The following is a 12900-nucleotide window of genomic DNA, read 5'->3' as shown; positions in this document are numbered from 1 at the left end:
CATGGCCATACGCGTCCAGGCGGAGGATTTCGACGTGGGCGCCGAACTGGCGGCCCTGAGCGACGGTAACCCGTCCATCGGCGGCGTGGCCAGCTTCGTCGGCCTGGTCCGCGACATGTCCAAAGGGGATGGGGGCGGCGACAGCGTCAGCGCCATGACCCTGGAGCACTATCCCGGCATGACGGAGCGGCAGCTGGCCGCCATCGAGGCGGAGGCGCGGGCCCGCTGGCCGCTGGACGGCGTGCTGATCATCCACCGCCATGGCCGCCTGCTGCCCGGCGACCGCATCGTGCTGGCCGCCTGCGCCAGCGCCCACCGCGCCGCCGCCTTCGAGGCCTGCTGGTTCCTGATGGATTGGCTGAAGACCAAGGCCCCCTTCTGGAAACAGGAGGAGACACCGGCCGGCGCCCGCTGGGTGGCGGCCAAGGAGGACGACGACCAGGCAGCGGAGCGTTGGTACAAACGCACGCCGTGATAGCAGTCACATCGTCCTAAGCACTTACAAAGCCCCGGAAAATATGGGGAAATTTTTAGGTAACGAGTCAACCGAGTCGTTTACGCCCGGTTCACATGCTGAATCTAATACCTCTTGCCTAGTCTCTGACTCGTTAACTAAACCTTTGGCCAAGACTTTGCTTTTAGTGCCGGCCACGCTCACGGCCTGGGACAAAGGTGCGGGAATCCTGTAAAGTGGGGGATCAGCTTTAGAGACCCCATGCCCGAACTATTCAAGACGCCGGCCAACCTTCTGGCCCAAGATCAACGTAATGCCACCGTCCTGCTGGTCGATGGCAACCAGGGATTGCTGATCTCCCTGGTGGATTTGTTGCGCCAAGGTGGATTCCGTTTCGTGCACTGCCGGCAAGACCTCATGGAACTGCCGCAGTACTGCCGTGACCTGTCGCCCGACGTGCTGGTGCTGAACCAGCCGGGCGACAGCCCCGCCGCCGTCAACACCCTGATGACCGCCCTGGGCACGCTGGCCCGGATGCCGGCGGGGGAGCGTCCCACCCTGCTGCTGCGCACCGGCGTGTTGGACGCCGCCGCGCGCGAGGAAGCGCGCCGGCGGGGCGTCAGCGATTTCATCGCCCACAATTGCGACCCGATGGAGGTGGTGACCCGCGTGGCCGGCGCCGCTCACCTGCAGTTCCTGAGCTGGCAGGTGGCGCAGCAGCAGCGGCAGGTGGACATCCAAGTCAAGGACCGAACCGCCCGCCTGCTGGAGTCGCTGGAAACGATGCAGGAGCGGGAGCGGACCCTGCTGGCGGCGCTTGAGCAGACCCGTACGGAGATCCGTCAGAAGTCGGAGTTCCTAGCCCATGCCACACATGAACTGCGCACGCCCCTGAACGCCATCCTGGGCTTCGCCGACCTGCTGCGGCGGGAGTTCCATGGACCGCTGGGCGACGCCCGTTACCTGGAATATGCCGAGGATGTGCACGCCGCGGCCAGCCACATGGCCGCCGTCGTCGATGACACGCTGGACCTCAGCCGCGCCGAGTCGGGCCAGGTGACCCTGGACATCCGCGACATCGACATCGGCCGCGCCGTGCAGGACAGCACCCGCATGCTGCGCACCCTGGCGGCCGATTGCGGCGTGGACCTGACGGTGAAGGTGCCGGAGCAGCCGCTGCGCCTGCGCACCGACCCGGAAAAGGTGCGCCAGATCATCCTGAACCTAGGCTCCAACGCCCTGAAGTTCACGCCGCGTGGCGGCCGGGTGACGGTGGAGGTGCAGGCCGACGACAAGGGCGGCGCGCTGATCCTGATCGTGCGCGACACCGGCGTGGGCATGGCCCCGCACGAGTTGCCCATCGCGCTCAAGCCCTTCGGCCAGGTGCGGGGCGCGCAGCAGCCAGGTGTGCGCGGCACCGGCCTGGGCCTGCCCCTGACCAAACGCTTTGTGGAAATGCTGGGCGGCAGCCTGGACATCGCCAGCGTTCCTGGCCGGGGCACCATCGTCACCGTGCGGCTGCCTGCGCCGGAGAACGACACCGGCAGCGCCCGCGCCACCGCCTGAGGCCGGGACCGGCCCTTCAGCGACCACCCCTTTACGTTTAGGGAAACTTGACCGGCACCATTTCCACCGGTGAAAAAGGAAAAGCCCGCGGGAGGTGCGTCCTTCCTCCCGCGGGCTTTACGCCTCCGGTGGACCTGAACCCGACCGGATGCGATCCCAGTGGTAGCCTGCCCGTGAGGGCCGGGTATCGGCGGCGGGGGTGTCTCCCCCCGCCGCCAACCCTTTCAACCTTATGCCTTAACGAACACCGGACCGGCGCAGGCTGTCCGGCGAGAAGTCGGCCGCCGTCAGGTTGACGTTGAAGTTGTAGGGCTTCTCCTGATTGGTGAAGCCGCTGGCGGTGTAACGGCCCGACTGCAGGTCGTACACGGCGAACAGGCCCGCCCAGAAGGTCTGGACATCGTAGAAGTTGATGCCGTGGGCCTCGGTCACGCGCCACAGCTGATCGCGGCTGTCGTACTGGTCGGCGACCAGGATGCCCCAGCTGTCCTCATCCACGTAGAAGGTGCGGCGGGGATAGATGTGGCTGGTGCCGGATTTCAGCTTGCCCTCGACCACCCACACCCGGTGCAGCTCATAACGGGCGTAGTCCTGGTTGATGTGCTTGGCCTTGATCAGCTGGTCGTAGGTCAGCTTGTCGCTCTGCAGCTGATAGGCGTTGTAGGGGACGTACATCTCCTTCTTGCCCACCAGCTTCCACTCGTACCGGTCGGGGGAGCCGTTGAAGACGTCCAACTGGTCGGAGGTGCGCAGGCCGTCCGAGGCGGTGCCGGGATTATCGTAGGCGACGTTGGGCGCGCGGCGCACGCGGCGCTGGCCGGGGTTGTAGGTCCAGGCGTTACGCGGCTCCTTCACCTGGTCCATGGTTTCATGCACCAGCAGGATCTCGCCCGCCAGGCGGGCCGGCGCCGTCACTTCCTGCTGGAAGTACAGCGAGGTCTGGCCTTCCGGACCGGTGTCGGAGTACAGGAACTTCGACTTCTCGTTGATGTTGATCATCGTGTACGAACCGTCGGCCTGCGGGTTGGCAGCGCCGTAGCTACGCTCCAGCTGCTTGCCCTTCCAGCGCAGGATGTGGTTCCACACCACCTCCACACCCGTCTTGGGAACCGGGAAGGGCACGCCCACCTTGGCGCCCTCGACCCCGTTGCCGTCATCCACCAGCTTGGCGCGGGTGGCGTTGGCCAGCGTCTCGTCATAGACGCTCTTGGGCAGCGAGGCGCTGCGGTGCGTCGGATAGACGTTCATCTTGTAGTCGGGATACTGCTTCAGCAGGGCCTTCAGGCCTTCCGGCAGCTTGTCCGCGTACTGGGCCATGTTCTGGCCGGTGATGGTGAACAACGGCTTGTCGCTGGCGTAGGGATCGACGTAGACGCCGCCAGCCTTGTACCCCGCCGGCGGGGCGGTGATGCCGCCCGTCCATTCCGGGATGGTGCCGTCCTTGTTGCCCGCCTTCTCAGCGCCGTTCGGCGTCAGGGTCTTGCCCAGATCAGCCGCGGACTGCGCCATGGCGACGCCCGCCATGCCCCCCAGAAAGACGGCGAAGGCGCCGCCGACCAACGCGGTGTTGCTCCACTTCATCCTTTTTCCTCCCTTATGCGGCCGGCTGTCCGCCGACACGCGCGTCTCATTAGCCGAGTGGGTCTTGGTTTAAACGCACATTCCCAAACGCCCAATTCAAGGATCCCCCCACCTCTTGGACAACCGTCCCGGGATTGGCGTTTGATCCTCTCATTTCAATAGTTTGGTCGATGCCGGGACGGCGCGCAATGGCTGTCGAACCGGCATCGACGGAGAAAAAGCGGGTGTGGGGCTCAGAACAGGTCGGCCTCCAGGTCCATGACGGTCTTGGCCCCCGACATCAGGGCCTTGAAGCGGAAATCCACCTCCGGCAGCAGGCGCTGGACGAAGAAGCGGGCGGTCTTGATCTTGGCCTCATAGAAGCCGGACTTGCCGTTACCGCCTTCGGCCAGCTTGGCATTCGCCACCTTCACCATGCGCAGCCACATCCAGCCCAGGGCGACCAGGCCGAAGATGCGCAGGTAGTCGGTGGAGGCCGCACCAGCCTCGTCCGGGTTCTTCATCCCCTTCTGGGCGACGATGGCCGTGGCCTGCTGCAGCTTGCCGAAGGCCTTGGCCAGCGGGCCGGCGAATTCCAGCAGGTCGGTGTCTTCCATCGCCGACTCCAGCTCACCCGCCAGGGGGTGGAAGAAGCGGCGCAGCAGGCGGCCCATGTCCTGGCCCAGCTTGCGGCCCACCAGGTCCAGCGCCTGGATGCCGTTGGCACCCTCATAGATCATGGCGATGCGGGCATCGCGCACGAACTGCTCCATGCCCCATTCGCGGATGTAGCCGTGGCCGCCGTACATCTGCTGGGCCATGGTGGCGCACTCGTAGCCCATGTCGGTGAAGTAAGCCTTCACCACCGGCGTCAGCAGGGCCACGAACTCGTCCGCCTCGGCCCGGGCCTTGGGGTCCGGGTTGTGGTCGGCCTGGTCCAGCTGGATGCCCACCCAGTAGCCCAGGGCGCGGGCGCCCTCGGTGAAGGCCTTGATGGTCATCAGGTTCTTGCGCACGTCCGGATGGACGATCAGCGGGTCGGCCGCCTTCTCCGGCTCCTTGGCGCCGGTCAGCGACCGGCCCTGCAGGCGTTCCTTGGTATAGGTGAGCGCGTTCTGGTAGGCGACCGTGGCGATGCCCAAGCCCTGCATGCCCACGCCCAGGCGGGCGGCGTTCATCATGGTGAACATGGCGCGCATGCCCTTGTGAGGCTCACCCACCAGCCAGCCCTTGGCATCGTCGAAGTTCATGACGCAGGTGGCGTTGGCCATGATGCCCATCTTGTGCTCGATGGAGCCGCACATGACGCCGTTGCGCGGACCGGGCTGGTTGTCCTCAGTCGGCAGGAACTTGGGCACCAGGAACAGGCTGATGCCCTTCACGCCCGGGGGCGCGTCCGGCAGCTTGGCCAGCACCAGGTGGATGATGTTGCTGGTCAGGTCATGCTCACCGGCGGAGATGAAGATCTTGGTGCCGGTGATGCTGTAGCTGCCGTCGTCGTTGGGGACGGCCTTGGTCTTGATCAGGCCCAGGTCGGTGCCGCAGTGCGGCTCCGTCAGGCACATGGTGCCGGACCACTCGCCCGTGGTCATCTTGGGCAGGTAGGTGTCCTTCAGCTGATCGTTGGCGTGGGTGTGGATGGCATTCCACGCCCCCTGGGTCAGGCCGGGATACATGGCGAAGGCCATGTTGGCGGATATCAGCAACTCTTCCAGCACGAAGGTGATGGCATGGGGCAGGCCCTGGCCACCGTACTTCGGATCCATGGACAGGCCCTGCCAGCCGCCGTCGACGTAGGCCTGGTAGGCTTCCTTGAAGCCCTTGGGCGTACGCACCACGCCGTTCTCGTAGTGGCAGCCTTCCTCATGGCCGGGGCGGTTCAGGGGCTGCAGCTCGTTCTCGCAGAGCTTGGCCGCCTCTTCCAGGATGCTGGAGACGAGGTCGCGGGTGGCGTCCTCGAAGCCCGGCAGCTTGGTCAGGTTCTCGGCCTGCAGCAGGTCGTTCAGGACGAAATCGATGTCTTCGAGCGGCGCCTTGTAGGTCGGCATCGGAGAATTCCTTGAGCGTTGGAAGACGCCGGGGCAGTTCCCCGCCCCGGCTTCCAAGAGGACAACGTCAGTTGCGCAGCGGCTTGCCGGTGGACAGCATGTGGTCGATGCGGTCGATGGTGCCGGGCGTGCGCACCAGGCGCATGAAGGCCTCGCGTTCCAGGTCCAGCAGGTCGTCCTCGGTCAGCACCGTGGTGATGTCGGTGTCGCCACCGCTCAGCACCCAGGCCAGTTCGCCGGACACCACCACGTCGTGGTCGGTGGCCTTGCCCTGGCTGTGGAAACCGTCCACCGCCATTTCCAGCGCCGTGCGGGCGCCGGGACCGGGCAGGCGGATCTCCAGGGGCTCCGGCGCCTTGTAGTCCTTGGCCAATTCCAGGGCCTTGGCCTTGGCATCGGCCAGCAGCCGGTCGCGGTTCATGGTGATGCCATCAGTCGGGCGCAGGATCAGCATCTCCTTCGCCTCGAACGCCGACTTCGCCACCTTGGCCGTGCTGATCATCTCGAAGGCCTTGGCGATGGGGGGCATGGGGCCGCCCGGGCGCTTCTTGTTGTAGGTGTGGCGGAACAGCATTTCCTTGCAGCCGCCCCAGCCGGGCACCAGGCCCACGCCCACCTCGACCAGGCCGATGTAGCTTTCGGCGTGCGCCTGCACCGCGTCGCAATGCAGCAGGATCTCGCAGCCGCCGCCCAGCGCCATGCCCGAGGGCGCGCCCACCACCGGGAAGGGCGCGTACTTCAGCGCCTTGTAGGTCTGCTGGCCCTCGGCGGTCGCCTGCTCGATCTGGGGCCACAGGGCGATGTTCAGCGCGAACAGGGCCAGGCCCAGGTTGGCGCCGACGGAGAAGTTGTCGCCCTCGTTATGGATGACCAGCGCCTTGTAGGGGCCGGACGTGCCGTCGCCGATGATGTCGATGGCCTTGCGGTAGAGCGCCATCACCTGGTCGTCCAGGGCGTTCATCTTGCCGGTGAATTCCAGGCACAGCACGCCGTCGCCGATATCCCACAGGGCCGCCGACGCCGTCTTGGCCACCGGCTTGGACGCCCGCTTGATGTCGGACAGCAGCAGCACGCCCTCGCCCCGCTCGACCACGGCGTATTCGCCCTTGGTGGTCAGGTAGTGCAGGCGGCCGTCCTCGACCTTGTAGAAGGGGCGGCCGGCGGCCAGGGTCACCAGCGCGGGAACCGGCAGGCCGGCCTCGGTCAGCTTCTCGGCGAACCAGGCCGTGCCCAGGGCGTCGATCATCTCGAACGGGCCCTGCTTCCAGTTGTAGCCGAGGCGCATGGCGGCATCGACGTCCAGGATGGTGTCGGCGATCTCCGGCACCAGGCTGGCCGCGTAGGCCAACGCCTGGCTCAGCACCTTCCAGGCGTACTGGCCGCCCTTGTCGCTGTGGGTCACCAGGCCCTTCAGGCTGCGTTCCTTGGCCGACGCCAGCTCGGCCTTCACGGTCGGGCGGTAGGCGCCGGTCTTGAGATCAATGGTCTCGCGGATGCGCTTGCCGTCCGGCGTCTTGGTCTGGCGGTAGAAGCCGCCCTTGCCCTTACGGCCGGTGTAGCCCTCGGCGATCATCTTCGCCTGCAGCGGATTCTCGCGATAGACGCGGCGGTAGTCGTCCTGCGCCGGCAGGGTGGACAGGAGGCTCTTGGCGATGTGCGGCCCCAGGTCGATGCCGACCAGGTCCAGCAGGCCGAAGGTGCCGGTCTTGGGCAGGCCCATGGGCTTGCCGGTGATCAGGTCGGTCTCCTCCACCGTCAGGCCCAGATCCTCGGCGGCGTTCACCGCCGCCTGGAACCAGTAGGTGCCGATGCGGTTGGCGATGAAGCCGGGGGTGTCCTTGCAGTGCACGACGCCCTTGCCCAGGCGCACGTCGCACACCTGGCGGATGGTGTCGACCGCATCCTTGCGCGTCTTCGGCCCGGCCACGATCTCCAGCAGGCGCATGTAGCGCGGCGGGTTGAAGAAGTGGGTGATCATGAAGTCGGCGGCGAACTGGTCGCTGGCGCCTTCCAGCAGGATCTCCAGCGGGATGGTGGAGGTGTTGGAGCTGACGACCGAGCCCGGCTTGCGCACCGCGTCCAAGCGGCGGTACAGGGCGTGCTTGATGTCCTTGTTCTCGATCACCGCCTCGATGATCCAGTCGACGTCCTTCAGCTTCTCCAGGTCGTCTTCCGTATTGCCGGGGGTCACCAGGCGGGCGGCGTCCTTGTGCATGAAGGCGGCGGGCTCGCCCTTCAGCAGCTTTTCGACCGCCCCCTTGGCGACGACGCTGCGGTCACCGCCGCTGTCCTTCACGGCCTGGGGAACAATGTCCAGCAGGAAGACGGGAATGCCCGCGTTGGCGATGTGGGCGGCGATGCCGCTGCCCATCACCCCGGCGCCGATGACGGCGGCGCTTTTGATTTCCATGGGGTCTCTCCTCAACCGGGGGCCGATCAGACCGCTTCCAGGACGGTGGCGATGCCCTGGCCGCCGCCGATGCACTGCGTGGCCAGCGCGAACTGCTTGCCTTCGCGCTTCAGCAGGCTGGCGGCCTTGCCGGTGATGCGGGCGCCGGTGGCACCCAGGGGGTGGCCCAGGGCGATGGCGCCGCCGTCCAGGTTCACCTTGGCGGGGTCGAAGCCCAGTTCGCGCGCCACGGTCATGGACTGCACGGCGAAGGCCTCGTTGCTCTCGACAATGTCGATGTCCTTCACCGTCAGGCCGGCGCGCTCCAGCGCCTTGCGCGAGGCCGGCACCGGGCCGTAGCCCATGATGGTGGCGTCGCAGCCGGACACGGCGATGGAGCGGATGCGGGCCAGGATGGGCAGGCCGTGGGCCTTGGCGTATTCCTCGCTGGTCACCAGGGTGGCGGAGGCGCCGTCGGTCAGCGGGCTGGAGGTGCCGGCGGTGACGGTGCCTTCCTGGTCGAAGGCCAGCTTCAGGCCGGCCAGGCCCTCGGCGGTGGTTTCCGGACGGATGCAGCCGTCCTTGTCCACCAGCTTGCCCTTCACATCGATGCCGACGATCTCATCGGCCAGACGGCCAGCGGCTTGTGCTGCAGCGGCCTTCTGGTGCGAAGTGACGGCGTAGGCCTCCTGGTCGGCGCGGCTGAAGCCGAACTTCTTGGCCAGGTTCTCGGCCGTGATGCCCATGGCCATGTAGGCGCCCGGGTTGGCGGCGTGCAGGGCCGCGTTGGGCATGGGGTTGAAGCCGCCCATGGGGATGCGGGTCATGCTCTCGACACCGGCGGCAATGAAGGCCTTGCCGGCGCCCAGGGCGATGGCGCCCGCCGCCATGTGGATGGACTGCATGGAGGAACCGCAGAAGCGGTTGACCGTGGTGCCCGCCACACCCTGGGGCAGGCCGGCGATCATGCCGATCAGCTTGGCGACGTTGAAGCCCTGCTCCCCTTCCGGGAAGGCGCAGCCGACGATCAGATCTTCCAGATCGGCGGTGTTCACGCCCGTGCGCTCGACCAGCGCCTTGATCACCGTCGCGGCCAGATCGTCGGGACGGACCTTCACCAGGTCGCCCTTGTTGGCCAGCGTGAACGGGGACCGGGCGTAACCGGCGATAACGGCTTTAGTCATTGGTGTATTCCTCGCCTTGGCAAACGGGGCGGCGCCTCATTTGGCGGGCGCCGGATGGGGGATGACGCGGGAAAGGCCGGACCGGGATGCGTCCCCGGCACAGCGAAAAAGCGGGTGCGGGCGGGGCGCCGTCAGGCGTCCAGCGCGCCCTTGCGGGCCAGGTGATCGACCACCAAGCCCTCGATCTCCTTCAGGTCGACCAGGGTCTGCTGCACGTCGCGCAGCTGCTGTTCCAGGGTGGCGATACGGTCGCGGGCGCTGTTCAGCAAAAAGCGCATCTGCGGCACCTGGGCGTCACCCACCTCATAGAGGTCAAGGAAGTCCTTGATGCCGGCGATGGTGAAGCCCAGGCGCTTGCCGCGCATGATCAGCTTCAGGCGCGCCCAGTCGCGGTGGGTATAGACCCGCTGCTGCCCTTCGCGGCGCGGGGTCAGCAGGCCTTCGTCCTCATAATAGCGGATGGTGCGGGGCGTCAGCTCGAACGCCTCGGCCAGTTGACTGATGGTGTAGGTCTCTTCCACCGCCGTCACGGGCGCTCCGTCGGGCATGGGTCCTCTCCCTGGGCTGGCCGAACCCCTCTCTTTCAGCGGAGGGTCGGCGCCTTACGTTTACGTAAACGTAAAGTGAGAGGCGGCCGATGTCAATCGCCTGAATCAACTTTCAACTTCACCCGTTCGGGGTAATGGTTGGGTTGGTAAATCGTGCCCCTCAGGCGCCAAGCCACATCGGTGGCCTTGGCTTATCCTCAGTTTCCAGTCCGCTCCGCTCCCCGGAAACTTCCGGCGGATGCCCTCGCGTCCTAGGAACAAAAAGGCGCAAAAGACCCTGTTCCGCTCGGAACTTGGTTAGGACGCGACCGCGTCCGCCGCAGCACCGCCCAGTTAGTGTAAAGGGGGCGCAGCGAGGAAGGCAAGCGGCCGGATGGCCGCGCCCGCCGCCTGAGGGAACTTAGATGAAAAAGTGTATCTGCGTGCGGTCGTAGCCGGTGCCCAGCAGCATGGGCTGGCCCTGGGTCACGGGGAAGTCGTGGCCGAAGAAGTAGACTGCCTGCTTCCAGTGGTTGGTGCGGGCAGCGGAGCGGGAGCTGTAGACCACCTCTTCATCCATGTGCAGGTCGAACCAGAAGGCCACACCCTGGACCAGGCCGGGCCGGGTCGCCTGGATGGTCAGGCTTTTCAGGTCGCTGTCCGGCATGCTGACGCGGAAGTCGAAAAACCAGGCCGGGAACGGATCGGACAGCATCTGGTGGGTGTCGGCCGCCAGGTCGATCTGCTGGTAGCCCGGAGCGCGGAACTGGTCGAACCGGCTCATGTCGAAACCGCTGACGCTGCGAATCGGGCTGACGTTGCGCAGGTCGTCGGCCTGGATCAGCTGGGCCCAGACGGTGGCGGCGGCGGGGATGACGCGGGCGCCGGGGCGGGCCAGGTTGCGGCGGGCGTGGTCCAGGATGGCCAGCATGTCGGGCGCCAGCATGCCGACGTTGACGATGTCGGACACCAGCACATCGGCCGGACGCGGCAGGTCCACGCCCAGCTTCAGATCCTGGGGCTTCTTGGCCACGATGGTGATGCGGTCGGCGTAGCCGTTCAGGGCCACGGTCTCGCGCGCCACAGTGGCCAGTGCCGCCAGGGGTTCGGAGGCGATCACGCGGGCGGCACCGGCGCGGGCGGCCATCATGCTGACCAGGGCTGAACCAGCGCCCAGCTCCAGCACCAGATCGCCCGGCCGGATGGCGCGCAGCAGCGCCGCCTCATAGGCGTCGTTGCGCTCGTGATCGTTCAGCCGGGGAATATGCCAGGCCGGCACCTGGGTGCTGCGCAGCAGCTGCAGGGCGTACTGCACCGCCTGGTTTTCCGGCAGGCGGGTCTGCACGCCCGTCAGCAGGGCGACGGCGTCCTCCGTGCGGTCCTGGCCCTGGAACACCTGCGCCAGGCAGATCGCGGCCTCGTACCGGCTGCTGTCGGCGGCCAGGACCTGGGCGAACAAGCCGCCGGCTTCGTCCAGCCGGCCGGTGTAGAGCAGCAGGGTGCCGAGGTTGTACAGGGCGTCGAGGTTGTCGGGCAACAGGCCCAGGGAGTGGCGCAGGCAGAACTCCGCCTCCTCCAGGTTGCCCAGCTCCCGCAGGGTGTTGCCCAGGTTGTTATGCGCCTCGGCATATCGGGGGTTGATCTCCACCGCCTCGCGGAAGCGGGCCTCCGCCTCGGCCAGGCGGCCAAGGGCGCGCAAGGCGTTGCCCAGGTTGTTCTGGCTGATGGCGTCATCGGGGTTGAGGGTGACGGCCGTGCGGAAGCAGGCCTCCGCCATCTCGAACTGGCGGCAGCCGTAGAGCAGGACGCCACGGCTGTTGTGGTATTGGAAGTTCTCGCCATCCAGCGCGATGGCCCGTTCGAACAGGTCGTTGGCCTCGATCGGCCGGTTGGCCTTCAGCGCGATGACGCCCAGGAGGTGGGTGGCCTCGGCATGGACGGGCTCCGTCGCCAGCGCGGTGCGGCAGCTCATCTCCGCTTCCGCCAGAAAGCCGGCCATCAGGTGCTGGCGGGACAGGTCCACACAATCCTGGACGAAGGACATCCACTCCTCCTCGGGGGCTAGGTCGCGTCTTTGCGCGAGGAGGAGAGCAAGGGGTATGCCACTTGGGGCTGCCCCTGAAAGGCTTGGATTCCCTACACGATTGCAAGAAACTGGCGGCCCGGCGGTGGCACGGAACCGCCGCCGGGCAAAGCTTGCCGGGCAGTTTAGATCAGGATCGCCAGCACTTCGTCAGCGGTGGGCATGGCGTCGCCGGCGCCCACCCGGGTCACGGCGATGCTGGCCGCGCCGTTGGCGTGGCGCATGGCCTGGGGCAGCGTATCTCCCAGGGCCAGCCGGGCGGCCAGGGAGCCCACGAAGCAATCCCCGGCGCCGGTGGTGTCCACCGCCTTGACCTTGCGGCCAGGCACGCTGACCTGGTCATCCGCCGTGACCGCCAGGGCGCCGCGCACACCCAGGGTGGCCACCACGGTCTGGCCCGGGCGCCGCATCAGGCGGCGGGCGGCCGCGGCGACGGCGTCCTCCGCCGCGTCGCCCGGCACCTCGACACCGGCGAAGTGGCCAAGCTCCGTCTCGTTCACCACCAGGATGTCGACGTCGGCCCACAGGCTGTCGGGCGCGTCATCCAGGGCCGGGGCGGCGTTCAGCACGGTGAGGCCGCCGGCGGCGCGGCCCCGGCGGAAGAAGGCGGCGATGGTGGCGCGGGGGATTTCGAACTGGCTGACCAGGATGTCGCCCGCCGCGATGGTGACGGCCTCCAGGTCGGCCGGCGACACCTCGCCATTGGCGGCGGGGATGACGACGATGCTGTTCTCGGCGCTGGCGTCCACCATGACGATGGCGGTGCCGGTGGCGGTGTCGGTCCGGGCGATGCCCTTGGTGCCCACGCCGTTGGCCTGGAAGAACGCCAGCGCCTGGTCGCCGAAGGCGTCGCGCCCCACACGGCCGACGAACTCCACCGCCACGCCCTGGCGGGCAGCGGCGATGGCCTGGTTCAGGCCCTTGCCGCCCCGGCCGAAGGCCACGGTCTCACCGCTGACCGTCTCCCCCGGGCGCGGCGCCCGCCGCATGGTGGTGAGGACATCGGTGTTGATGCTGCCGGCGACGACGACTTTGGGCATGGGAACCTTCGGAACAGGGCGGATGGATCAAAAGAGAACGGCGGCGTTG

At 67.1% G+C, this 12900-nt stretch carries 9 protein-coding genes; 2 read left to right on the top strand and 7 right to left on the bottom strand.

Annotated features, from left to right (window positions below; translation table 11 throughout):
- The first annotated feature begins 1 nt into the window (after position 1).
- On the top strand, positions 2-475 hold the full coding sequence (locus P5F91_RS10090) for a molybdenum cofactor biosynthesis protein MoaE (RefSeq protein ID WP_145613561.1): 474 nt from the start codon (positions 2-4) through the stop codon (positions 473-475).
- Between the two features lie 240 nt (positions 476-715).
- A complete protein-coding gene (locus P5F91_RS10085; protein ID WP_145613562.1) occupies positions 716-2020 on the top strand; it encodes an ATP-binding protein in 1305 nt (434 codons plus the stop codon).
- A 237-nt stretch (positions 2021-2257) separates the two neighbouring features.
- On the opposite strand, the gene P5F91_RS10080 is transcribed toward P5F91_RS10085, so the two are convergent.
- The 7 genes from P5F91_RS10080 to P5F91_RS10050 form a co-directional block, all read right to left on the bottom strand.
- The gene (locus P5F91_RS10080; protein WP_040847020.1) at positions 2258-3601 is read right to left on the bottom strand and encodes a DUF1329 domain-containing protein; all 1344 of its coding nucleotides are present in this window, start codon (positions 3599-3601) and stop codon (positions 2258-2260) included.
- 233 nt (positions 3602-3834) lie between these two features.
- Positions 3835-5628: an acyl-CoA dehydrogenase C-terminal domain-containing protein gene (locus P5F91_RS10075; protein ID WP_145613564.1), complete on the bottom strand. Its 1794-nt coding sequence runs from the start codon at positions 5626-5628 to the stop codon at positions 3835-3837.
- Between the two features lie 67 nt (positions 5629-5695).
- Positions 5696-8038 (bottom strand): 3-hydroxyacyl-CoA dehydrogenase/enoyl-CoA hydratase family protein, encoded by a 2343-nt coding sequence (locus tag P5F91_RS10070; RefSeq protein ID WP_277907132.1) that lies wholly within the window; start codon positions 8036-8038, stop codon positions 5696-5698.
- 26 nt (positions 8039-8064) lie between these two features.
- On the bottom strand, positions 8065-9201 hold the full coding sequence (locus P5F91_RS10065; protein WP_145613566.1) for a thiolase family protein: 1137 nt from the start codon (positions 9199-9201) through the stop codon (positions 8065-8067).
- Positions 9202-9332: 131 nt separating this feature from the next.
- A complete protein-coding gene (locus P5F91_RS10060; protein ID WP_244909343.1) occupies positions 9333-9749 on the bottom strand; it encodes a MerR family transcriptional regulator in 417 nt (138 codons plus the stop codon).
- A 400-nt stretch (positions 9750-10149) separates the two neighbouring features.
- Positions 10150-11772, bottom strand: coding sequence for a tetratricopeptide repeat protein (locus P5F91_RS10055; RefSeq protein ID WP_145613567.1), 1623 nt, complete (start codon positions 11770-11772; stop codon positions 10150-10152).
- Positions 11773-11936: 164 nt separating this feature from the next.
- Positions 11937-12851, bottom strand: a complete 915-nt coding sequence (locus P5F91_RS10050) for a ribokinase (protein ID WP_145613568.1) — start codon at positions 12849-12851, stop codon at positions 11937-11939.
- Between the last annotated feature and the right edge of the window lie 49 nt (positions 12852-12900).

Source organism: Nitrospirillum amazonense, assembly GCF_029594735.1.
Classification (GTDB): domain Bacteria; phylum Pseudomonadota; class Alphaproteobacteria; order Azospirillales; family Azospirillaceae; genus Nitrospirillum; species Nitrospirillum amazonense.
The sequence above is the reverse complement of the archived record's forward strand: the minus strand, read 5'-3'. Positions and strand labels throughout refer to the sequence as shown.